Origin of the sequence: Pseudonocardia sediminis (genome assembly GCF_004217185.1) — a bacterium.
In the GTDB taxonomy this organism is placed as follows: Bacteria; Actinomycetota; Actinomycetes; order Mycobacteriales; family Pseudonocardiaceae; genus Pseudonocardia; species Pseudonocardia sediminis.
This window is the reverse complement of the sequence record NZ_SHKL01000001.1, coordinates 2,191,720-2,215,240: the sequence shown is the minus strand read 5'-3', so window position 1 is coordinate 2,215,240 and position 23,521 is coordinate 2,191,720. Positions and strand designations below refer to the sequence as shown.

Here is a 23,521-nt window from a genome sequence, read left to right as displayed (position 1 = left end):
CCGGCGTGGCCGCGACGATTCCGCTGTTCCCGCTGGGAACGGTGCTGATGCCGGGGGCGGCTCTGCCCCTGCACATCTTCGAACCGCGGTACCGGCAGCTCACCGTCGACCTGATCACCGGCGAGGTGCTGGACAAGGAGTTCGGCGTGATCGCGGTCCGCGAGGGCCACTCCCCCGACGCCGACGGCATCGACGGCCTCTACCCCGTCGGCTGCACCGCCGCGCTGCTCGACGCCCGCCGGCTCCCGGACGGGCGCTACGACGTCGTCACCCGCGGCGCCCGGCGTTTCCGGCTGATCGACCTCGACACCGACTCCAAGCCGTACCTGACCGGGTCGGTGGAGTTCCTGCCCGACGTCACCGTGGACGAGCCGGACGACCGTCTGGTCGCGATGCTCGACGCCGCGGCCCGCGCCGCGCACCGCCGCTACTGCGGCACGGCCTGGCGCAACGACGACTGGACCGAGCCGAAGGACGACACCCCGTTCGACCAGCTCGCCCACCTGCTGGCCGCGGACTGCCTGCTGCCGATGGACGACCGGCAGGCGCTGCTGGAGCAGACCAGCCCGGTGCAGCGCGTGCGCGCGATCCGCATGCTGCTCGCCCGCGAGACCGGCCTGCTGCAGCGGCTGCACGCCGTCCCGGCCCCGCTGGGCACGTTCTCCGACGAGCACAGCTCCAACTAGGACGCCCGGCGCCGGCCGTCCGGTGGGCTCAGCGCCAGCCGTACCGTCCGCGCAGCTCACCCGCGACGACGTCGAACTTGTCCCGCGCCAGGATCGCGCCCTCGCGGCGGATGCCGTTCTCCTCGACCTCGAGCACCCGGTCCAGGCGGATGTAGGACGGCCGTCCCTCGCGGTCCCACGACCCGGAGCCGATGCCGACCCAGTTCGCGTCGTCGGCGCGGTGGCCCTGGCTCGACAGCATCAGGCCGAGCAGGTCCTGCCCGGCCCGTCCGACCACCAGCAGCGGACGGTCCTTGCCCTGGGAGGCGTCCTCCTCGAACGGCACCCAGGTCCAGACGATCTCGCCGGGGTCGGCGTTGCCGTCCATGTCGGGTGCGTAGACGATCTCGCGGGCCCGGTCACCGGACGGTGCGGTCCGCACCCCGGAGTGCCCGGCGGGTGCCGGAGCACCACCCGAGGGCCTCCCCTGGCCCTGTCCCTGCCCCTGGGGAGCACGGTCGTTCTTCTTCGAGTCGTCCAGCAGCGTCATCACGACGTCCGCGGCCCTGCGCAGGATCGCGCCCCAGTTCGCCATGGGGGACAGCATGCCGGTCGTGCCCCGCGCCGGTTGGGACGGCCCCGCGCGGGGAACCCCGAACCCATAGACGCGGCCCGTGACCCCGGCGGGCGATCGCTCTCACACCACCGTGTGCGCATACGACGACGTGGCGCCGGGTAATCGGTCCGTGAGTATTCAACGACTACGGAGGACCGCTCATCATGCGCGCCACCCTGATCCACGGACCCGGCGACATCCGCGTCTCCGAGGTGCCCGACCCCAAGCTCCGCGACGCGACCGACGCCATCGTGCGCGTCGTGCGCTCCTGCATCTGCGGCAGCGACCTGTGGCCCTACCAGAGCGCCGAGAAGTCCGACGTTGGCAGCCGGATCGGCCACGAGTTCCTCGGCGTCGTCGAGGAGGTCGGCTCGGGCGTCGAGACGACGAAGAAGGGCGACCTCGTCGTCGCCCCGTTCGTCTGGGCTGACAACACCTGCGACTTCTGCCGGCAGGGCCTGCAGACCTCCTGCCGTCACGGCGGCGGCTGGGGCTCCGACGAGACCGACGGCGGCCAGGGCGAGTACGTCCGGGTGCCGTTCGCCGACGGCACGCTCGTCGGCCTGCCCGGTGAGCCGGACGACAAGCTGCTCGCCTCGCTGCTGACGCTGTCCGACGTGTTCCCGACCGGGCACCACGCCGCGGTCAGCGCGGGCGTGAGCAAGGGCGACACGGTCGCCGTCGTCGGTGACGGCGCGGTCGGCCTGTCCGCCGTGCTCGCCGCGACCCGCCTGGGCGCCGAGCGGGTCATCCTGCTCGGCCGCCACACCGACCGCACCGACCTCGGCCGCGAGTTCGGGGCCACCGACGTCGTTGCCGAGCGCGGCGACGAGGCGATCGAGAAGGTCCGCGAGCTGACCGGCGGCGACGGCGTGCACGCGGCGCTGGAGTGCGTCGGCTACGAGCAGGCCGTGCACACTGCGATCGGCGTCACCCGCGACGGCGGAACCGTCGGCCGGGTCGGCGTCTCGCAGTACGAGAGCGTCCCGCTCGACGCCGGCACGTTCATGCGCAACATCAAGATGGCCGGTGGCGTCGCCCCGGCCCGGAACTACATCGAGGACCTCCTCCCCGACGTGCTCGAGGGGAAGATCCAGCCGGGCAAGGTCTTCGACCGCACCATCGGCATGGACGAGATCCCCGACGGCTACCGCGCGATGATGGACCGCGAGGCCCTCAAGGTGCTCATCGCGCCCTGATCGGTGCTTCCGCGGGCGAGACCCCGCCGAACGGGCGCGGCTTCCGTTGCGTACGACGCGACGGAAGCCGCGCTCGTCCTGTCTGTGGCGGGCCTCAGCTCGTGCGTTCTCCGTGGCGGCTGCACCGTGCGGTCCAGCCGACCGGGTCGACCTGCACGACCATCCTGCGTGCGCAGTCGGGGCAGAACCTCGGGGGTTCGAGCTCCCGGCGGGCGGTGCAGCGGGGGTGATCCGGATCGGCGTCGGGTCTCCCGCACTGGTCGCAGTACGGGCCGCCGGACTCGCGGGAGGAGTCCGTCGGCACGTCGACCGCGCCCACCGTCTCGCTCACAGGGTCTCGTTCAGGGCCTTGATCGGCATCTGCAGCTCGCCGAGCAGGTCGATGTCGGACTCGGCGGGGCGGCCCAGCGTCGTCAGGTAGTTGCCGACGATCACCGCGTTGATGCCGCCGAGCAGGCCGCGGCGCGCACCCAGGTCGCCCAGGGTGATCTCGCGGCCGCCGGCGAAGCGCAGGATCGTGCGCGGCAGGGCCAGCCGGAACGCGGCCACCGTGCGCAGCGCGTCCGGGCCGGACAGCGGCTCCAGGTCGCCGAACGGGGTGCCGGGGCGCGGGTTGAGGAAGTTCAGCGGGACCTCGTCGGGCTCCAGCGAGGCCAGCTCGGAGGCGAACTCGGCGCGCTGGTCGAGCGACTCCCCCATCCCGACGATGCCGCCGCAGCAGACCTCCATGCCGGCCTTGCGCACCATCGACAGCGTCTCCCAGCGCTCCTCCCAGGTGTGGGTGGTGACCACGTTCGGGAAATGCGAGCGGGCGGTCTCGAGGTTGTGGTTGTAGCGGTGCACGCCCATCTCGGACAGCTCGTCGACCTGCTCCTGGGTCAGCATGCCGAGCGAGCAGGCAATGTTGATGTCGACGGCGTCGCGGATCGCGGTGATGCCGGCCTTGACCTGGCTCATCAGCCGCGCGTCCGGCCCGCGGACGGCCGCGACGATGCAGAACTCGGTCGCCCCGGTCTTCGCGGTCTGCTTCGCGGCCTCGACCAGCATCGGGATGTCGAGCCACGCCGAGCGCACCGGCGAGGCGAACAGGCCGGACTGGGAGCAGAAGTGGCAGTCCTCGGGGCAGCCGCCGGTCTTGAGCGAGATGATCCCCTCGACCTCGACGTCCGGGCCGCACCAGCGCATCCGCACCTCGTGCGCGAGCTCGAGCAGGTCGTCCAGGGCGTCGTCGGGCAGGTCGAGGATCTCGCGCGTCTGCTCCCGGTCGAGGCCGATCCCCTTCTCGAGAACCTGGTCGCGGGCGTGGGCGAGGACGTCGGTCCGGGCGGTCGTCATGATCAGGGAGTGTGCCATCGCCCGCCGAGAGCGGGGCCCAGACCGTGACGTGCGACATCGTCGAACGCCTCCGGACCCAGCCCTCCGGCGCCCTCCGGCAGCGCGCCGACCAGCCGGGCACCCGTCGCCGCGGGCAGGTCCTCGAGATTGCAGCGGGCGGCCAGGTCGGGCGTGTCCGGCCAGGACCCGATGACGACGCCGGGCGAGCGCAGGCCGCGGGCGCGCAGCGCCTCGACGGTGAGCGCCGTGTGGTTCAGGGTGCCCAGCCCGGCCGCGGCCACCACCAGGACCGGCGCCGGGAGCTGCGCGGCGACGTCGGCGAGACCGCCGCCGCCCTCGTCGAAGTGCACCAGCAGACCGCCCGCGCCCTCGATCAGCACCAGCTCGTGCGTCGCCGACAGCTCGCGGACCGCGTCGACGACGGCCGCCGGGGAGACGGTCGCCGTCCCGGCACGGCGCGCGGCGGTGGCCGGCGCGAGCGGGTCCGGGTAACGGGCCAGCTCCTGGACGGTCACGCCGGGCGCGAGGCGAGCGATCTCGTCGACGTCACCGGGCTCGCCGGGCGCGACGCCGGTCTGGGCCGGCTTGAGCACCGCGACCCGCTCCCCCGAGGCCAGAGCCAGCGCGGCGAGCGCCGCGGTGACGACGGTCTTGCCGACCCCGGTTCCGGTGCCGGTCACGACCAGGAGGCGGCTCATCGGACGGTCCCTCTCGGCCGTGTAGCGGAAGCGGCGGGAGGCACGGCGGGTCCTCCCACCTCGGACAGCACCCGGCGCAGGGCGTCGCAGGCCCGTTCCAGCTCGTCGTCGCGCAGGTCGGCGCGGGCGGTCAGGCGCAGTCGCGACGTGCCCGCCGGCACCGACGGCGGCCGGAAGCAGCCGACCCGCAGCCCCGCCTCCAGGCAGCGTGCCGCGGCCGCGACGGCGACGCCCGCGTCGCCGAGCACGACCGGCACCACAGCCGACTCCGGCGTCGGGACCCCGGTCGCGGCGGCGAGCACGCCGGCCACCCGCAGCACCTCGGCGGCCCGCCACGGCTCGGCGGCCAGCACCCGCAGCGCGGCCAGCGCGGAGCCGGTGGCGGCCGGGTTCAGGCCGGTGTCGAAGATGAACGAGCGCGCCGCGTCGACCAGGTGCGCGGTGACGCCGGGCGGGGCCAGCACGGCACCACCCTGGCTGCCCAGCGCCTTGGACAGCGTGACCGTGGCCAGCACGTCGTCCGCCCCGGCCAGGCCGTGCTCGGCGAGCAGGCCGCGCCCGCCCGGCCCGCGGACGCCGAGACCGTGCGCCTCGTCGACGAGCAGGACCGCGCCGTGCGCCCGGCAGACCCGGTGCAGCTCAGCCAGCGGGGCGAGGTCGCCGTCGGCGCTGCCGACGGAGTCGGTGACGACCAGCGCGCGCTCCTCGGACCGGGCCGCGAGCGCCGCGCCGACGGCGGCGGGGTCGTTGTGCGCCACCACCTGCACCCGCGCCCGGGACAGCCGGCAGGCGTCGACCAGGGAGGCGTGCGCCGCCGCGTCGGAGACGACGAGAGCCCCCGGCCCGGACAGCGCCGTCACCGCACCGAGGTTCGCGGTGTAGCCGGAGGAGAAGACCAGCGCGTCGCCGAACCCGCAGAACGCGGCGAGCTCACGCTCGAGGTCGGCGTGCAGCGTGGTGCTGCCGGTGACCAGCCGGGAACCGGTGGACCCGGCGCCCCAGACGTGCAGCGCGTCGACGCCGCCCGCGACCACCCGCGGGTCGGTGGACAGGCCCAGGTAGTCGTTGCCGGCCAGGTCGATCGGTCCGGCGCCGGGTGCGCGCGGCCGCAGCTCCCGGCGGAGTCCGGCCTCGCGGCGTGCGTCAGCCCGGTCGTCGAGCCAGGCGAGGGGGTGGGTCATCGCAGCGGAGCCTATCCGTCGCGGACCGTCACCCCCGCCGGCCGTCTCCGCCGGGCCCGGCGGGGAGCCTCAGAGCATGTCCGCCCGCTGCCGCTCGGTGAGCTCCATGTCCACGACGGGGATGCCCCCGGGCACCGTGTCCGGGCCGAGCACCCCCGGTCCGTAGAGCGCCTCCACCCAGTTCGTCTGGTAGACGGTGTCGAGGTAGCGCTCACCGAGGTCGGGGGCGATCGCGACGGCGGTCAGGCTCCCGTCGTCGTGGTGGTCGAGCCATGCCTGCGCCCCGCTGACGACGGTCCCGGTGGACCCGCCGAACAGGAAACCGCGCCGCGCCAGCCGGTGGCACGACCGCACCGTGTCCGCCTCGTCGACCATGACGACCTCGTCGAGGTAGGACTCGTCGAGCATCGCCGGGCGGAACCCGCTGCCCAGACCCGGGATCATCCGCCGCGACGGCTCACCGCCGAAGCTCACCGAACCCACGCTGTCGACGGCCACGATCCGCGCCGGGTGGCCCTGGTCGCGGAACCATCGCGCGCAGCCCATCAACGTGCCGGTCGTCCCGGCCCCGACGAACAGCACGTCGAGGTCGGGGAACTGCGCGGCGACGACCGGCGCCGTCCGGCGGTAGTGGGCGCGCTGGTTCCCGTGGTTGGCGTACTGGTCGAGCCAGACGTAACGGTCGTCGGAGGCGCACAGCGCACGCACGTAGCTGATCCGCGCACCGAGCAGACCGCCGTCGGGGGTCGGCTCGGACACCACGTGCACCCGGCTGCCCAGCGCCTCCATCATCCGGCGGGTGGAGAGGTTGCAGCGGTGGTCGGTGACGCAGAGGAACCCGTAGCCCTTGTTCGCCGCGAGCATGCTCAGCGCGACACCGAGGTTGCCCGAGGAGGACTCGACCAGGATCGAGCCCGGGCGCAGCACCCCCTCCCGCTCGGCGGCCTCCACCATCTCGGTGGCGGCTTTGAGCTTGATCGAACCGGCGAAGTTGAACCCCTCGCACTTCAGGGCGAGGCGGTGGCCGAGGACCGGCTGCAGGTCGACGAACAGGGAGTCCTCGTTGAAGTCCTGGGGATCGGTGATGACAGGCACTTGCGCCTCCTCGGTGTCGCGTGGTGCGCGGTTCCCGGGGGTCGCCGTGGTCATGGCTCCCCCTCGACGTCGGCGAGCCAGAAGCAGTCGCCGCCGCAGGGCTCGGTGGTGGTGGGTGTGGGCGTCTCCGGGTGCCGGCGACCGGCCCGGGGGTAGGGCACCGGTGGCCAGGGACGGTCCGGCCGGTCGGGACCGTGATGCGTGGGCTCGGGACGGGTGGGCTCGGGACGGGTGGGCTCGGGACGGGTGGGCTCGGGACGGGGCGGGCCCGGGCGGAGCGTCCCGGGCCGGGTGACGACCGGCAGTCGCGCCGTCGCCGGGTCGCCCCTCGGCACCGAGACGACGGGCATCCGCGTCGTCCGGGGGTCCGGCCACGCCGCGCCGACGCGCCGGACCGGCGCCGTCGGCGGGTCGGTGACCGTCGCGGTCCGCGGGAACGGGCTCGGCCGGGGCACCCGCACGGGAGCCGGCCGGAGGGCGGGCGCCGCGGGCCCCGGCCGGAGCGGGCGGACGGGCACGGGCCGCGGGACGAGCGGGGACGGCGGGACCGGAACGGGCACCGGCGGCGGTCGCAGGGTCGTGGCGGGGGCCGCGGTGGCGGTGAGGGCGGCGGCGGTGAGCGTGGCGGCGGCGGTGGTCGTCGCCGCGACCGGCTCCGCGGTGTGCTCCTGGGCCGGGTTCCCCGCCCAGTGCGCGCCGGCCGGGATCTCCTCGCCCTTCATCAGGAACGAGTCGGCCTCGAGGAGCACGCCGTCGCCGATCGTGACGCCGTAGTGCACGAACGCCCCGACCCCCAGCGTGACGTCGTCGCCGAGGACGGTGCGGTCGGACTTGAAGGCTCCGTCCTCCTGGGAGTGGCACTGGATGACCGTGCCCGCGTTCAGGGTGGCGCCGTCACCGATCGAGACCAGCGTGCGCTCGGGCACCGCGCAGCCGTCGTCGAACACCCGGGCACCGACCCGGGTGCCGAGCGCACGGGAGAGCACGTTCTTGAACGGCGTCCCGACCAGCGTCCGGTCCAGTCCCTGCAGCACCAGCTTCCAGAAGCGTTCGTGCCGCCAGAACCGCTCGTCGTAGATCGAGCAGAACAGCGGCTGCAGCGGCCGGAAGCCGGTCGAGGCGCGCTCCACCAGCACGAAGAACACGAGGCTGAACAGCACCAGGGCGAGCATCTGCGCCGCGACGGCCAGGACGCCGAAGGAGCGGAAGAGGTCGGCCGCGGCCATCGCCAGCATCACCACCCCGAACAGGTGCAGCCACCGGACGCCCAGGGCCAGGGCGATCGTGCGCCGGTTGTGCCGGTTCTTCGCGGCCAGGCGGCGGGCGAGGCCGTCCCCGGACGGGGTGTCCACGTCGGCGTCGCGGGCGACCGTGCGGGGGATCTCGAACGGGGGCGATCCGAGCAGCCCGACACCGGACCGCACGGGCCCGTCCACCGGGATCATGACTTTCGTCGCCAGCAGGCAGTCGTCCCCCGTCCGGCCGCCCGCCGGATAGGTGATGCGGTTGCCCAGGAAGTTCGCCCCGCCGATGGACGTACGGCGCAGGCGAAAGGACGAACTCGAGTACTCCGCATTCATCAACGACAGACCGTCGGCGACCATCGTGCCGCTTCCGACCGACGCCAGGAACGGTGTCTCGTGGACGACGGCGGTGCCGAAATTCGACCCTGTCTGCTCGACCCGGCCGAGATCGTAACCGATGTACTTCAGGTAGCCGACGATGTATGAACTGTCACCGAAGAGAAAGGTGAAGAACTTGACGTTCGTCAGCCGGACGACCCACCGGTGGACCGAGAAATGGAATCCGTAGAGCGGATAGATCTTTTCCGGTGTGATCAGCCGATTCAGCATCGCCGGGACGACCTTGACGACGACGAGCCCGACCAGCAGGCCGCCGAACAGCAGGCCGGACGTGGTCGCCGCCGCCTCGGCCCAGAACACCCAGCCGGTCGGGTCCGGGGCGGCGTTGAACAGCGGGATGCCGGTCCGCGGCAGGTCCGCCAGCAGCAGGTCCAGGCCGCCGGTCAGCAGCGGGACGAAGAACAGCAGCGCCCACAGCATCTGCCCGGCGGCGTAGAGGCCGCGCCGCAGCGATCCGCACCGCACCGGAGCCACCGTCCGGTAGTCGACGTCGGCACGGCGGGCCGGGGAGCCGTGCCACGTCTGCCCGGCCGGCACGTCCTGACCGGTGTGCAGCGACGAGGAGTGCCCGAGCGCGGCGCCGTCGCCCATCGACGTCCCGATGTCGACGACGGTGGTCTCGCCGATGAACACGTCCCGCCCGAGCGTGACCGGGCCGATCTCGATCCGGCCGACGTGCGCCCGGTAGCCGCTGAGCAGGACGCTCTTACGGATGACGGTGCCGGCGCCGATCGTCAGCAGGTCGGTGGCCACCGGGACGCTGCGGGTGAGCAGGGTGACCCCGGGACCGATCCGCGCACCGAGAGCACGCAGGTAGAGCACCTGCAGCGCCGAACCACCGGCCACCAGCACCAGCGGGTTGGCCCGTACGAGCGTCTTGACCAGCCAGAACCGCAGGTATGTCAGGCCCCACACCGGGAAGCTGCGGGCTTTCCACCGTCCGATCAGCACCCACTTCGCCACGATCGGCAGCAGGCACAGCGCGAGCAGCCCTACCCCTCCGGCGGCGACGGCACGCAGGTAGAGGTCGAGCATGCCGGCGCCGGCGGCGACCCACCCGTACACCCGGGTCGTGACCACGGCGACGCCGCAGAGGTACCCGAGAAAGATCAGCAACTGGGCGGCCCCGCAGAGCACGTAGCGGGCGCGCCCGGCGGTGGGCACCGTCGCCGCGGGCTCCGGCCCGCCGGCATCCGGGACCGGCGACGCGTCCGGGGCGGCCCCCTCCGGGGCAGGGCCGTCCGGGGCGGGCCCATCGATCTCCGAAGGAGGGGCGTCCGGGGCGGGTAAAGCCGGGGCGACGGCTCCGGCCAGCCCGCGCACCGTGGGATGGGCGTAGACGTCGCGCATCGACGGCGACGGCAGGTCCTCGCGCTTGCGCAGGCGAGCACAGAACCGGGCCAGCACCATCGAGTCGGCGCCCAGGTCGTCGAAGAAGTGCGCGTCGGCGGGGACGTGGTCGAGATCGAGGATCTCGGCGAGCACCGCGCCGAGCGCGCGTTCCGTTTCCGACCCGGTGTCGGCACCGACGTCCCGATCGATCTCCGGACGCGGAACGGGAGGCGCACTCATCCGCCCGATCCGTTCGGCCACAGCGCGGTACGGGTGTGGTGATACCGATCACGGACGGCACGGGACCAGGCGGCGATCAGCGAATAAGATCGTCGCGAATCACGATATGACACCGCGTCCATGTGCACCCCACCCCGATCGGCAGCATTGCCGTGCAAGCTTTCTCGTCCTTCGGAAGCCCTCCGTTTCGAAGGATGACGGACACCACTCGAAAGGACTAGCGAATTTCGCGCGGCATTGTGCTGTGAAAGCAGGGGGAGATCAACGGCGAACGATGTACCCGGACACGACGACGGCCCCGCCACCCCCGATGCGGGGGAGGCGGGGCCGTGGGTCGTGCTGCGATCAGGCGGTCGGGTTCTCCCCGGCCTCCTGCTGGCGCTCCTGCTCGGCGACGGCGGCCTTGACCTCGTCCATGTCGACGGCCTTCACCTGGCCGATCAGGTCCTCCAGGGCCTCGGCCGGGAGTGCGCCGGGCTGCGAGTAGACGACGACGCCGTCCCGGACCGCCATCACGGTCGGGATCGAGGAGATCCCGAACGCTCCGGCCAGCTCCTGCTGCGCCTCGGTGTCGACCTTCGCGAAGGTCACGTCGGAGTGCTTCTCCGACGCCGCGTCGTACACCGGTGCGAACTGCTTGCAGGGGCCGCACCAGGACGCCCAGAAGTCCACGAGGACGGTCGCGCCGGGAGCGCCGACGACGTCGTTGAAGTTGTCGGTGGTCAGTTCCACGGTGGCCATGGGTCCCTCAACGCACCGTGGGCGCGACATGTTCCCGGGCCGCCGCGGGCTGCTCCCCGGCGGCGCCGTGCCCGTGCCCGGCCGCGAGCCGGCCCAGGGTCGCGACCTCCGACGACGTCGCGTCCTCGACGCGCGGCGGCACGAAACGCAGGGTCTCGCCGTCGAGGACGAGCACCCGTGCCGTCGCGATGTCGTAGAACAGGCCCATCAGCTCGGCCCCGGTGTCCTTGGCGCGCAGCATCTCCAGCTGCATCGCCACGTTCACCATCGCCAGCTGGTCGACCGGGGAGAACCCGTCCGCGGCCGCGGCGGCACCCACCGGGTGACCCTGCTCCCAGGCGCGCAGCACCGGCCGCGCGTCCAGCAGCCACGTGCCCAGTTCCCCCTCCTGGCCTGCCACGCCCTGGCTCAGGCCGTTCATGGCCCCGCAGCCGGAGTGCCCGCAGACCGCGATCAGCGGCACGCCGAGGACTCCGGTGGCGTACTCGACGGCGGCCATCGTCCCCTGGCCGCCGGCCAGGTTCCCGACGTTCTGCACCGTGAACACGTCGCCGGGCCCGCTGTGGGTGATCATGTGCGGCATCACCCGGGAGTCGGCGCAGGTGACCATCATCGCCGAGGGCGACTGGCCCGAGGCCAGCTCCGACATCGTCGGACGGATCTCCTCGGCGGTCCGCTCGTGGTAGGCGGCGAGACCGGCCAGCATCGGCGACTCGGCCGTGCGGCCCTCGGCGCCGGTGGCCTGCCAGTGCGACCACGACGCGAACCGCGGCGTGCCGTCGAGGCTGTTGCTCGTGGTGCGGGTGGTGGTCTCGGGCTCGAGGACCTCCACGGTCGCGCCGGTCGAGCGGTGACGCTCGGTCCAGGCCTGCAGGTGGTCGTAGGCGGCGTGGTCGAGGTAGTCGGTGACCAGGTCGATCCGCACGTCGCGACCGGCCGGGATCTCCCCGAGCTGGCGCGACAGGCGCGGCACCGCGAGGAAGCTCAGCGAGCCCTCGACGCGCAGCACCATCGGGCCGTCGGCGTTCTCGCCGTCGGCGCCGTCGAAGTGCGGGCGCGAGCGGACGGCCTTGACCAGCAGCAGCACCCCGGCCAGGACCAGGCCCAGGGCGACGCCCTCGAGCAGGTTCAGCATCAGGACACCGAGGACGGTGACGACGTAGATCGCCAGCTCGCCGTGGTTGCGCGCGGTGCGGATGTCGGCCGGCTTCACCAGCTGCAGGCCGACCACGACCAGCAGACCGGCCAGGCCCGCCATCGGGATCATCTCGACGACCCCGACGAGCAGGATCGCGAACACCGCGATCCACACCCCGTGCAGGACGGCCGAGGCCCGCGTCCGGGCACCGGCCCGGACGTTGGCCGAGCTGCGCACGATCACACCGGTGATCGGCAGCCCGCCGACCAGGCCGGACACGGTGTTGGCCGCGCCCTGGCCGAGGAGCTCGCGGTCGGCGTCGGTACGGGTACCCGGCTTCATCCGCTCCACGGCCACGGCCGAGAGCAGGCTCTCCACGCTGGCGATCAGCGCGATGGTCAGCATGCCGCCGATCACGCCGGCCCAGTTGCCCTCCGGCAGGACCGGGAGCGCGATGGCGTCGAGCAGCGAGCCGCCGAGCTCGACCCGGGGGACCTCGGGGAACGCGAGCGCGACGACGGTGGCGAGCACCACGGCGACCAGCGCACCGGGGACGACCCGGGCGCGGGCGGGCAGCTTCGGCCACGTGAGCATCACGGCGATCACCAGCGCGCCGACCAGCAGGGTGGGCCAGGCCAGACCGGCGATGCTGCCGGGCAGGGCGGTGAGGCTGTCCAGGGCGGCGGTCTGCGACTGGCCACCGAAGACGACGTTGAGCTGGGCGAGGGCGATCGTGAGACCGATGCCGCCGAGCATCCCGTGTACGACCGAGGGCGGGATCGCCTGGGCGAAGCGGGCCAGCCGGGTCAGGCCGAAGACGATCTGGATGAGACCCGCACCGGCGGTGATCAGGCAGGTGACCTGCCAGCCGAACCGGTTGATCATCTCGGCGACCACGACCGTGAGACCGGCGGCCGGGCCGCTGACCTGCAGCGGGGATCCGCCGAGGAGGCCGGCGACGATCGCGCCGACGACGGCGGCGACGAGCCCGGCGAGGATGGGGGCGCCCGAGGCGACGGCGATGCCGAGCGAGAGCGGGACGGCGACGAGGAAGACGACGAGCGAGGCGGACAGGTCCGCCCGGGCGTGCGGGAACCAGGAGCGCAGGCCGGTCGGGGGCGGCGAGTGCTCACCCCGGCCCGACTCGGTCGGAGAGTGCTCGTCCTGGTGGGTCCGGGTCGACGCGGGGGTCTGCGCCGAGGTCCCGGTAATCGATTTTCTCGAGGGATGCACTGGGGGTGTCCTCCGTGACGGACGGTCGTGGGGGGTCGAACGCGACAGTGCGGTCGTTGATCTTCACGGAACCCGATAAGGATGAGAGCGCTTCTCATCGTTCGGCCCGCCTGCGCGGTAACCGCCGGTCAGCGTCGTTCACCCACCGGAAACGTGATCGACGTCACGTTGCCGATCACACGTCCGAGTGCAGAGGGTCACGCGGGACCGCCCCGGATCACCCGGCGAGGGCAGCCGCCCGCATACCCGCGGTGATCATCGCGACGTCCTCGCGCGTGCACACGAACGGCGGCATCGCGTAGACGAGGTTGCGGAACGGGCGCAGCCACACCCCCGCCACGACGGCCGCCGACGTCGCCGCGGCGATGTCCACCTCGTGGTCGAGCTCGATCACGCCGATCGCCCCGAGGATCCGGACCTCGCGCACGCCGGGCAGCGCACGGGCCGGGGTCAGCCCCGCCCGCAGGGCGGCCGCGATCTGCTTCACCTCGCGCTGCCAGTCCCGTTCGAGCAGCAGCGACACCGACGAGTGCGCCACGGCCGCGGCCATCGGGTTGCCCATGAACGTGGGCCCGTGCATGAGGACGCCCGCCTGCCCGTCGGTGATGCCCGCGGCCACCCGGGAGCTGCACAGCGTCGCGGCCATCGTCAGGTAGCCGCCGGTCAGCGCCTTGCCCACGCACATCACGTCCGGGCTGATCCCGGCGTGGTCGGCGCCGAACAGCTCGCCGGTGCGGCCGAAGCCGGTGGCGATCTCGTCGAAGACCAGCAGCACGTCGTGGGCGTGGCAGAGCTCGCGGAGCACGTGCAGGTAGCGCGGGTCGTGGAAGCGCATGCCCCCGGCGCCCTGCACGACCGGTTCGACGATCACCGCGGCCAGCTCGTCGGCGTGGGTCTCCACGAGCTCGGCCAGGTGCGCGACGTAGTCGTGCTCGAAGCAGTTCGGCGGCGGGTCGGCGAAGACCTGCTGCGGCAGCACGTCGCTCCACAGCGAGTGCATGCCGCCGTCGGGGTCGCAGACGCTCATCGCACCGAACGTGTCCCCGTGGTAGCCGCCGCGCCAGGTCATCAGCCGGTGCTTGCCCGGCCGCCCGCGCGAGCGCCAGTACTGCAGGCACATCTTGATCGCGACCTCGACCGACACCGACCCGGAGTCGGCCAGGAAGACGTGCTGCAGCTCCTCGGGGGTGACCTCGACCAGCAGCTGCGCGAGGTCCACCGCCGGCCCGTGGGTCAGCCCGCCGAACATCACGTGGCTCATCCGGCCGAGCTGGCCGCGCACGGCCGCGTCGAGGACCGGGTGCTGGTAGCCGTGGATTGCCGACCACCACGACGACATGCCGTCGACGAGCTCGCGGCCGTCCGCGGTGCGCAGCCGGACCCCGGACGCGGACTCGACGACGATCGGGCGCGAGGTCCCGGGCATCGGCGCGTACGGGTGCCAGACGTGGTCGCGGTCGACGGCCAGCACCTCGCGGGTGCGGTCCGACGCCGATCCGGCCGGCGATTCCGCCTGCACCGCAGGAACCCGGGCCGGACCGGACCGCTCGGAGGGATCCCGGGTGTCCACGGGTACTCACAGTAGTGGTCACCGCGGAGGTGGTGCACCGAGAGGGACCGATCGGAGGGACGCGCACGTCCCCGCCCCGGGCGCGCCGGGGCGCGCACGGGCCGCAAGCCTCTACGCTGATCCGGCCATGCCCCCGCACACCACCCCGGCGACCCGCGCGGACCCGGACACCCCCGCGCTGCGGCGCCGCGAGCTCGGGCAGACCAGTGCCCGCTCGCTGCTGCTGACCGTGCTCGGCGAGTTCGTCCTGCCCGAGCGCGAGCCCGTCTGGACCCAGGTGCTGCTCGACGTGCTCGGCGACCTCGGGGTCGAGCCGAAGTCGGCCCGCCAGGCGCTGGCCCGGACCGCCGCCGAGGGGCTGCTCGACTCCGACCGGTCGGGACGCCGCGTGCGCTGGTCGCTGACCGCCCGCGGACGGCGGCTGCTCTCCGAGGGCGCGGCGCGGATCTACGGTTTCGGCACCCCGGCCCCGGAGTGGGACGGCCGCTGGCTGGTGCTGCTGGCCAGCGTGCCGGAGTCGCGCCGCCAGCTGCGGCACCGGCTGCGCACTCGCCTGGCCTGGGCCGGGCTCGGCTCGCCCGCCCCCGGGGTATGGGTCTCCCCCGACCCGGCGAAGGAGACCGAGGTGACCCGGGTCCTCGACGACCTCGACCTCGGCGGGGTGACCAGCTCGTTCGTCGGGCACTTCGGCGCGATCGGGCGGCCCTCCGACGTCGTCGCGCAGGCCTGGGACCTCGACCGCGTCGAGCACGCCTACGAGGAGTTCCTCGCCGGGTTCACCCCCTACGCCGACGCCCCGCCGCCGGCGGACGTGCTGACCCGGCAGGTGCTGCTGGTGCACGCCTGGCGCCGGTTCCCGTTCCTGGACCCGGAGCTGCCCTCGGCCCTGCTGCCCGACCACTGGGCCGGCACCCGGGCCGCGACACTGTTCGCCGCGCTGCACGCACGCTGGGACGAACCCGCCCGGACGTGCTGGCACGACCTCGTCGGCCGGGCCGGCTGACGCACGCGTAACCCGGTTGCACCCCGTGGTCGGCTGAGGTCGTGTTCGACATCGCGCAGGTCCCCGCCGTCGTCCGGGAGAAGCTCGCCCTTCTCGGCGCCCGGGACTGGCTCCGGGACCTCCCCGACCTTGTCGCCGGGCTGGAGGCCGACTGGGCGGTCACCGTCGGCACCGTCTACCCCGACGGCACCGACGCGGTCGTCTGCGAGGCCCTCGACGACCACGGTCGCCCGTCCGTGCTCAAGCTGCTGGTCCCGCGCTCCGACGGCATCCCGGTCGCCGACGAGATCGCCGTGCTCCGGCGGACCTCCGGCGGGACGTGCGTCACGCTGCTGCGCTCCGACGACGCGCGGGGCGCGCTGCTGATGGAGCGTCTCGGCCCGTCGCTGGCCGCGCTCGGGGTCGGCTTCGGGCGGAGGCTGGAGATCCTCACCGCGCTGGCCGCCGGGTTCTGGACCCCGGCCCCGGACGCCGGGCTGATGACCGGCGCGGAGAAGGGGCGGTGGCTCGCCGGCTCGGTCACGCGGATCTGGGACGAGCTCGACCGTCCCTGCCCGGAGGCGGCCGTGGAACACGCCCTGACCTGCGCCGGACGCCGGGCCGCGGCGCACGACGACGAACGCGCCGTCCTGGTGCACGGCGACGTGCACGCCTGGAACGCCCTGCGCCGCCTCGCCCCTGGTGAGACCTCCGCCGACGGGACCGCTGTGTCCGCCGACGGGACCGGCCCCGGCCGGACCGGCGGGTTCGTCCTCGTCGACCCGGACGGGCTGTTCGCCGAACCCGAGTACGACCTCGGGGTGCTGATGCGCGAGGACCCCGTGGAACTGATGGCGCAGGGCCCGCACCGGCGGGCCCACGACCTCGCCCGCGCCACCGGGTGCGACCCGGTGGCGGTCTGGGAGTGGGGTGTGGCCGAGCGGGTCGCGACCGGCCTGGTCGCCACCGCGATCGGCCTGCAACCGGTCGGGGCGCAGATGCTCGACGCGGCCGCGACGATCGCCGCCGGGCCCGACCGGGACCTCTGACGCCGGTCCCCCGGCGCCGCCCGCTCCCCCGGCGCCGGCAGCGGACGGGCAGGCCGGCGGACCCGCGGGCTCAGCCCAGGCAGCCCGGGCCGAGCAGGGCCTTCAGGTCGCCCATCAGCGCCGAGGTGTTGGTGACCTTGAGCCGGTCGTCGAGCTTGAGCATCGTGGTCTTGGTGCCGTAGACCAGCGCCAGGTGCACCTCGGAGGTGCCCGGGTGGTGGGTCAGCACCTCCTTGAGCGCGGCGACCCGCTCCGGGGTGCACAGCTCGGTGCGCAGGCTGACCCGGAACGGCAGGCCCGCCTCCCCCGCACCCTGCAGCTCCGGCACGGCGAGGTCGTTCGCGATCAGCGACACCCGGTCGTCGCGCTTGTTGACCCGGCCCTTGACCAGCACGATCGCGTCCTCGGCCACGTCCACGCCGACCACCTGGTAGGCGCGCGGGAAGAACAGCACCTCGACGCCGCCGACCAGGTCCTCGATCTGCGCCGACGCCCACGGCTCGCCGTTCTTGTTCACCCGGCGGTTGACGTTGGCCAGGATGCCGCCGACGGTGACCTGCGCACCCTCGGGGACCGTCCCGTCGATGATGGCGGAGATCGGGGTGTCGGCCTTCGCCGCGAGGGACTGCTCGAACCCCTGCAGCGGGTGCCCGGAGACGTAGAGCCCGAGCATCTCCCGCTCGACCGCGAGACGGTGCTTGGAGTCCCACTCCTCGGTCGGGACCTTGACGTCGAAGATCCCGCCGAGCTCGTCGCCGCCGTCCGAGGTGCCGTCCATGGAGCCGAACAGGTCGAACTGCCCCATCGAGGCGGCCTTCTTCGTGCTCATGACGGCGTCGATCGCGTCGGCGTGCACGAGCAGCAGGCCCTTGCGGGTGTGCCCGAGCGAGTCGAACGCGCCGGCCTTGATCAGCGACTCGATGACCTTCTTGTTGCAGACCACCGCGTCGACCTTGCGCAGGAAGTCGGAGAAGTCGGCGAACTCCCCCTTCTCCCGGCGCGCGGCCACGATCGCGTCGACGACGTTGAACCCGACGTTGCGGATCGCGCCGAGGCCGAACCGGATGTCCGTGCCGACCGGGGCGAAGTTGCGCACCGACTCGTTGACGTCGGGCGGCATGACGGTGATCCCCATCCGCCGGCACTCGGCGAGGTAGATCGCGGCCTTGTCCTTGTCGTCGCGCACCGAGGTGAGCACCGCGGCCATGTACTCGGCCGGGTAGTTGGCCTTGAGGTAGGCCGTCCAGTAGGACACGACACCGTAGGCCGCCGAGTGCGCGCGGTTGAACGCGTAGTCGGAGAACGGGAGCAGGATGTCCCAGAGCGTCTTGACCGCGGCCGCGGAGTAGCCGTTGTCCTTCATGCCCTGGGCGAAGCCGTCGTACTCCTTGTCCAGGATCTCCTTCTTCTTCTTGCCCATCGCCCGGCGCAGCAGGTCCGCCTTGCCGAGGGAGTACCCGGCGAGCACCTGGGCGATCGACATGACCTGTTCCTGGTAGACGATCAGGCCGAACGTCTCGCCGAGGACCTCCTTGAGCGGCTCGGCCAGCTCCGGGTGGATCGGCGTGATCTCCTGACGGCCGTTCTTGCGGTCGGCGTAGTCGTTGTGTGCGTTCGCGCCCATCGGGCCCGGCCGGTAGAGCGCGCCGACCGCGGAGATGTGCTCGAACTCGGTCGGGGCCATCCGGCGCAGCAGGTCGCGCATCGGGCCGCCGTCGAGCTGGAACACCCCGAGCGTGTCCCCGCGGGAGAGCAGCTCGTAGGTGGTGGTGTCGTCGAGCTCGAGGTGGTCGAGGTCGAGCGTCGGCTTGCCGTTGAGCTCGATGTTCTCCAGCGCGTCGTCGATGATCGTCAGGTTGCGCAGGCCCAGGAAGTCCATCTTGAGCAGCCCGAGCGTCTCGCAGGCGCCCATGTCGAACTGCGTGATGATCGCGCCGTCGGCCTCGCGGCGCTGGATCGGGATGACGTCGAGCAGCGGCTTCGCCGACATGATCACACCGGCCGCGTGCACGCCCCACTGGCGCTTGAGGCCCTCCAGGCCGCGCGCGGTGTCGATGATCTCCTTGACCTGCGGGTCCGCCTCGTAGAGCGCGCGCACCTCGGTCGCCTCGGAGTACCGCTTGTGCGACGGGTCGAACACCCCCGACAGCGGGATGTCCTTGCCCATCACCGCGGGCGGCATCGCCTTGGTGATCCGGTCGGCCACCGAGTAGCCGGGCTGGCCGAACAGCACCCGCGCCGAGTCCTTGATCGCGGCCTTCGCCTTGATCGTGGAGTAGGTGATGATCTGGGCGATCCGGTCCTCGCCGTACTTCTCGGTGGTGTAGCGGATCATCTCGCCGCGCCGGCGCTCGTCGAAGTCCATGTCGATGTCGGGCATGGAGATGCGGTCCGGGTTCAGGAACCGCTCGAAGATCAGCTTGTGCCGGATCGGGTCGAGGTCGGTGATGCCCAGCGCGTAGGCGACCAGCGAGCCGGCCGCCGACCCGCGGCCGGGGCCGCACCGGATGCCGACCGACTTGGCGTGCTGGATGAGGTCCGCGGTGACCAGGAAGTAGCCGGGGTAGCCCATCTTCATGATGACGCCGAGCTCGTAGGTCGCCTGCTGGCGGTACTGCTCGGTGATGCCGTTCGGGAAACGCTGGTGCATCCCCCGCTCGACCTCCTTGACCAGCCAGGACTCCTCGGTCTCGCCCTCGGGCACCGGGGCCTGGGGCTGCAGGTCCTGGCCCTCGGTGAAGTCGACCTGGACGCGCTCGGCGACGAGCAGCGTGTTGTCGCAGGCCTCCGGGTGGATCGGGTCCCACAGACCGCGCATCTCGGCGGCGGACTTGAGGTAGAAGTCCTGCGCGTCGAACTTGAAGCGGTTCGGGTCGTTCATGGTCTTGCCGGTCTGCACGCAGAGGAGCACCTCGTGCGCCTTGGTGTCGTCCGGGTAGGTGTAGTGCAGGTCGTTCGTGGCCAGGCCCGGCAGGTCGAGCTTCTTCTTCAGCGCGAAGAGGTCCTCCTGGACCCGCTTCTCGATCTCGATGCCGTGGTCCATCAGCTCGCAGAAGAAGTTGTCCTTGCCGAAGATGTCGCGGTAGTCGCTCGCGGCCTGGCAGGCACCGTCGAAGTCGTTCTGCTGGAGCAGGCGCGCGACCTCGCCGGACGGGCAGCCGGTGGTCGCGATGATCCCCTTGCCGTAGCGCTCGAGCAGCTCACGGTCCATACGGGGCTTGTAGTAGTACCCCTCGAGGCTGGCCAGCGAGGAGAGCCGGAAGAGGTTGTGCATCCCCTCGGTGTTCTCGGCCAGCAGCGTCATGTGGGTGTACATGAGGTCGGGGTTGTCGCTGTTGCGCCCGAGGCTGCCGTCGAGCGAGACGCGCTTGCGCTCGTGCCGCGACCCGGGCGCGAGGTAGCCCTCCATGCCGATGATCGGCTTGACCCCGGCCGCCTTCGCCTTGCGCCAGAACTCGTAGGCGCCGTAGACGTTGCCGTGGTCGGTCATCGCGATCGCGGACTGGCCCATCTTCTGGGCCTCGGAGAACAGGTCGTCCAGTCGCGCGGCCCCGTCGAGCATCGAGAACTCGGTGTGGGTGTGCAGGTGGACGAACCCGTCGTTCGAGGTACCGCTGACCGCTGCCATGTGTGTTCCAGGCTCCCTTCACGCGCCCTGGGAAGACGCGGTACGACAACTCCCGCGACCCCGTGACCTGGGAGGGAACGTGTCCGGCGTCGGCGCGGTGGGGTCCGCGCCGGACCGGTCACGGTGGGATTCCCTCCGCAGCGTCCACGGGGTCGACGTGAGGACCAGACTAGCTCCGGGCACCGACAGTTCCGCCTACCCGGGCACCGGGGAGGTGAACCCCCAGCTCACCGCGCCGGGGCGTGTCGGACCCGCCTCCGGGCGGGTCCCCCGACCCGCCTCGGGCCCCGTCCCGGGACCCGTCGCGGGCCCGCCTCCGGGCACCGTCGGGGCAGCCCGTCATGCGGCCGCCGTCCGTTCCCGCGCGCGGCGGGTCACCCGGGTGCCGCACACCCGGGCGTAGAGGTCGGTGAACGCGTCCAGGGTGGCGTCCAGGGCGTGCGTGCCGGCCGTCTCGCGGGCGGCGGCGCCCATCCGGGCCCGGGCCGCCGGGTCGGCCAGCAGGGCGCTCAGCGCCGCGGCGAGCGCGTCCACGTCACCGGGCGGGTACAGCCACCCGGTCCGGCCCGGGCGGACGAGGTGCGGCAGCGCGACCGCGTCCGCGGCGACCACCGGCCGTCCGGCGGCCATCGCCTCGAGCGTGACCAGGCTCTGCAGCTCGGCGACGCCGGGGATGGCGAACACGGCCGCGCGCCGGTAGGCGGCCACGAGCTCGTCGTCGTCGACGAAGCCGCGGAATCGGACCCGGCTCTCGACGCCGAGGCGTCGGGCCAGCGCCGTCCACTCCGCCCGGCGGCTCCCGTCCCCGACGATCTCCAGCCGCACGTCCCCGGGGACCCGGGCGAACGCGGCGACCAGCTCCCCGACCCGCTTCTCCTGCTCCAGCCGGCCGACGAACAGCACGGTGGGCACCGGGTCCTCGGCCCCGCCGGCGAAGCGCGCGACGTCGATCCCGCAGGACACGGCCCGTCCGCCGGGCAGCCCGGCGCGCTCGTCGAGCATCCGCACCGCGCACGGGGTGGGCGCGGTCAGCGCGTCCGCCCGGCCGTAGACCCGGGCCAGGTCCCGCCACGCCCACCGGCTCACCCACCCGGCCGCCGAGGCCGGCACCGGGGCGTGGTCGAGCAGGTTCTCCGGCATGAAGTGGTTCGTCGCGACCAGGGGGACGCCCCGGGCGTGCGCGGCCACGGCCAGCCCGCGCCCCACCGAGAAGTGCGACTGCACGTGCACGACGTCCGGGCGCAGCTCGCCCAGAAGCTCGGCCGTCGCCGCGGCGGCCCGCCAGGGCAGGCTCACCCGGAACCGCTCCTGCGACGGGTAGGCGTGCGAGCGCACCCGGTGCACGACCGGATGCCCGGGCGCTCCCCCGCCGCGGCCCGGCGGGCCGGTCGGCGACGGCGCGACGACGTGCACCTCGTGGCCGCGGCCGGCCAGGCCGCCGGCGAGCCGCTCGGTGAAGCGGGCGGCGCCGTTGACGTCGGGCGGGTAGGTGTCGGCGCCGATCAGGACGCGCAGCGGTGAGCTCACGGGACACTCCTTCAGGGACGGGTCGGACGGACGGGATCGGTGAGGCGGGCGGGATCGGTAAGGCGGGCGGGCCCGGGGGCGCGAGCGGTGTCCCGCGCGCGGGCGTCGGGGTGGTGGCGGGCGAGCGCGACGACCCCGGCGACGGCGAGGAGCGCTCCCCCGCCGGCGAGCACGGCGTCGAGGGTCGAGGTGCCGATCCGCTCACCCAGCGCCGTGACGCCGAACCCGACCGCGACCATCGGATCCAGCACGGTCAGGCAGGCGAGCACCAGCGACGGCGGGCCGCTGCGGTAGGCGAGCTGCACCGCGACGCCGCCGACGAGCAGCGCCGCGACCAGCAGCACCCCGATCGCGGCGAGCACCGCCGCGGACGCACCGGGCCCGGTCAGGTGGGCGAGCCCGGCCCGCAGCAGGGCCGAGACCAGTCCGAACGCGACCGCGGCGGCGACCGAGCGGGCCAGGCAGCGGGCAGTGCCGTGCACCCGTCGCGACAGCAGGAGGGTGAGCGCGCCCGCGGCGGCGAGCACCGCGGCGGTCGTCAGCACGGTGCCCGGGTCGAACCGGACGCCGGACGGGCTCCCGGCGGAGACGAGGACGAACACCGCCACCCCGGCCACCGCGAGCGCCACCCCGGCCGTCGTCCCGGCCCCGGCACCGGGCGGGAGCCCCTCGCGGGCGGCGAGGCGGTGCTCGGCCAGTACCCCCAGCGGCACCGCGAGGACGCCGACGGGCTGCACCAGCGCCACCGGCGCGAGCCCGAGCGCGACCGCGTGCAGGCCGGCTCCGGCCACCGCGGCCCCGGTGCCGAGCAGCCACAGCGGGCGCCGGACGAGGGCCCGCAGCGGGGCCGTGCCCGTGTCCCCGGGACCACGGGCGGCGCGGTGCTGGGCCACCGCGGCGACGGCGAACGACGCCGCGGCGAGGACGGCCAGGACGACCGCGACCGTGGTCATCGCGACACCGCCGCGACCCGGGGCGTCGCCGGCGAGCCGGCACGACGCCCGAGCGCCAGGACCTGGCCGCACAGCAGGAGATGGGCCACCCGTTCGACGACACCGAGCAGCGGGAACGGCGGGGCGCCGGAGAGGACGGCCGGCGCGTGGCAGAGCAGGAACACCAGCGCCCCGGCGCCGGCGGCGACCGTCGGGGCCCACGCCGTCACCGGCGCCCCGGTCCGCCGCAGGACCAGCAGCCCGGCGACCGGCGGGAGGGCGAAGACACCGGCCCCGGCCCAGCGGTGCACCGCGGCGGCCAGGTCCGGCGCCGAGCCGGGCGCGTTCGTCGGGAACACCGCGACGAGCACCAGGGCGACGCACCAGGCCGACAACAGGACGGCCACCGCCCGCGGCCACCCGCGGCCCGGGACGGCCCGGACGAGGGCGGCGCCCGCGGTCGCGAGCCCGGCCGCGGCGAGCCCGAGGAGGACTCCTCCCCCGGGGACCGCGACGTAGTCGCTGACGGTCAGGGCGACCGGGTCGAGCGACCCCGCTCCGAGCACGTGCGCGAGGAGCACCGCCGCGACGGCGACCGCGACCCCGGCGGCCACGACGGCCGGTGCCGCGCCGGCGGCCGTGTCCGGTACCGCGCCGGTACGCTCGCCGACCCCCCGACCGCTCATGGGAATCATCGTGCTGACCAGCACGGGGGCG

Annotated in this window: 18 protein-coding genes; 4 read left to right on the top strand and 14 right to left on the bottom strand. The window is 73.5% G+C overall.

Annotated features, from left to right (window positions below):
- Positions 1-5: 5 nt before the first annotated feature.
- Entirely contained in the window at positions 6-686 is a 681-nt protein-coding gene (locus tag EV383_RS10315) for an LON peptidase substrate-binding domain-containing protein (protein ID WP_130289707.1), read from the top strand.
- Between the two features lie 28 nt (positions 687-714).
- Here the strand turns inward: EV383_RS10315 and EV383_RS10310 are convergent, their stop codons facing one another.
- Positions 715-1,260, bottom strand: coding sequence for a type II toxin-antitoxin system PemK/MazF family toxin (locus tag EV383_RS10310; protein ID WP_130289706.1), 546 nt, complete (start codon positions 1,258-1,260; stop codon positions 715-717).
- 185 nt (positions 1,261-1,445) lie between these two features.
- Between EV383_RS10310 and EV383_RS10305 the strand changes: the two genes are divergently transcribed.
- On the top strand, positions 1,446-2,480 hold the full coding sequence (locus tag EV383_RS10305) for a zinc-dependent alcohol dehydrogenase family protein (RefSeq protein WP_130289705.1): 1,035 nt from the start codon (positions 1,446-1,448) through the stop codon (positions 2,478-2,480).
- A gap of 94 nt (positions 2,481-2,574) precedes the next feature.
- Here EV383_RS10305 and bsaP read toward each other — a convergent pair whose 3' ends face one another.
- The 9 genes from bsaP to EV383_RS10260 all read right to left on the bottom strand — a co-directional run bounded on the left by bsaP (position 2,575) and on the right by EV383_RS10260 (position 14,635).
- The gene (bsaP, locus tag EV383_RS32075; RefSeq protein ID WP_130294201.1) at positions 2,575-2,784 is read right to left on the bottom strand and encodes a biotin synthase auxiliary protein BsaP; all 210 of its coding nucleotides are present in this window, start codon (positions 2,782-2,784) and stop codon (positions 2,575-2,577) included.
- Between the two features lie 23 nt (positions 2,785-2,807).
- Positions 2,808-3,815 (bottom strand): biotin synthase BioB, encoded by a 1,008-nt coding sequence (gene bioB / locus EV383_RS10295; RefSeq protein WP_130289704.1) that lies wholly within the window; start codon positions 3,813-3,815, stop codon positions 2,808-2,810.
- A 2-nt stretch (positions 3,816-3,817) separates the two neighbouring features.
- A complete protein-coding gene (gene bioD, locus EV383_RS10290; RefSeq protein ID WP_130289703.1) occupies positions 3,818-4,513 on the bottom strand; it encodes a dethiobiotin synthase in 696 nt (231 codons plus the stop codon).
- Positions 4,510-5,694, bottom strand: a complete 1,185-nt coding sequence (locus EV383_RS10285; protein WP_130289702.1) for an 8-amino-7-oxononanoate synthase — start codon at positions 5,692-5,694, stop codon at positions 4,510-4,512. The genes bioD and EV383_RS10285 overlap by 4 nt, the downstream gene beginning before the upstream one ends.
- Positions 5,695-5,763: 69 nt before the next feature.
- Entirely contained in the window at positions 5,764-6,789 is a 1,026-nt protein-coding gene (gene sbnA / locus EV383_RS10280) for a 2,3-diaminopropionate biosynthesis protein SbnA (RefSeq protein WP_130289701.1), read from the bottom strand.
- Positions 6,790-6,839: 50 nt separating this feature from the next.
- Positions 6,840-10,004 (bottom strand): Pls/PosA family non-ribosomal peptide synthetase, encoded by a 3,165-nt coding sequence (locus tag EV383_RS10275; RefSeq protein ID WP_207223483.1) that lies wholly within the window; start codon positions 10,002-10,004, stop codon positions 6,840-6,842.
- Between the two features lie 345 nt (positions 10,005-10,349).
- On the bottom strand, positions 10,350-10,745 hold the full coding sequence (gene trxA / locus EV383_RS10270) for a thioredoxin (protein WP_130289700.1): 396 nt from the start codon (positions 10,743-10,745) through the stop codon (positions 10,350-10,352).
- Positions 10,746-10,752: 7 nt separating this feature from the next.
- Entirely contained in the window at positions 10,753-13,116 is a 2,364-nt protein-coding gene (locus EV383_RS10265) for a SulP family inorganic anion transporter (protein ID WP_242623004.1), read from the bottom strand.
- Positions 13,117-13,333: 217 nt separating this feature from the next.
- Complete coding sequence (locus tag EV383_RS10260; protein ID WP_130294197.1) at positions 13,334-14,635, bottom strand: adenosylmethionine--8-amino-7-oxononanoate transaminase; 1,302 nt, start codon at positions 14,633-14,635, stop codon at positions 13,334-13,336.
- Positions 14,636-14,813: 178 nt separating this feature from the next.
- On the opposite strand from EV383_RS10260, the gene EV383_RS10255 reads away from it, so the two are divergent.
- Both EV383_RS10255 and EV383_RS10250 read left to right on the top strand, forming a co-directional pair.
- Positions 14,814-15,689, top strand: coding sequence for a PaaX family transcriptional regulator (locus EV383_RS10255; protein ID WP_130289699.1), 876 nt, complete (start codon positions 14,814-14,816; stop codon positions 15,687-15,689).
- A 41-nt stretch (positions 15,690-15,730) separates the two neighbouring features.
- Positions 15,731-16,717: an aminoglycoside phosphotransferase family protein gene (locus EV383_RS10250; protein WP_207223482.1), complete on the top strand. Its 987-nt coding sequence runs from the start codon at positions 15,731-15,733 to the stop codon at positions 16,715-16,717.
- A gap of 70 nt (positions 16,718-16,787) precedes the next feature.
- On the opposite strand, the gene dnaE is transcribed toward EV383_RS10250, so the two are convergent.
- From dnaE to EV383_RS10230, 4 genes are all read right to left on the bottom strand, one after another.
- A complete protein-coding gene (gene dnaE / locus EV383_RS10245; RefSeq protein ID WP_130289698.1) occupies positions 16,788-20,345 on the bottom strand; it encodes a DNA polymerase III subunit alpha in 3,558 nt (1,185 codons plus the stop codon).
- A gap of 339 nt (positions 20,346-20,684) precedes the next feature.
- Entirely contained in the window at positions 20,685-21,872 is a 1,188-nt protein-coding gene (locus tag EV383_RS10240) for a glycosyltransferase (RefSeq protein ID WP_207223481.1), read from the bottom strand.
- 11 nt (positions 21,873-21,883) lie between these two features.
- Complete coding sequence (locus EV383_RS10235) at positions 21,884-22,825, bottom strand: DMT family transporter (protein WP_130289697.1); 942 nt, start codon at positions 22,823-22,825, stop codon at positions 21,884-21,886.
- Complete coding sequence (locus EV383_RS10230; protein ID WP_165438296.1) at positions 22,822-23,490, bottom strand: DUF998 domain-containing protein; 669 nt, start codon at positions 23,488-23,490, stop codon at positions 22,822-22,824. The genes EV383_RS10235 and EV383_RS10230 overlap by 4 nt, the downstream gene beginning before the upstream one ends.
- Between the last annotated feature and the right edge of the window lie 31 nt (positions 23,491-23,521).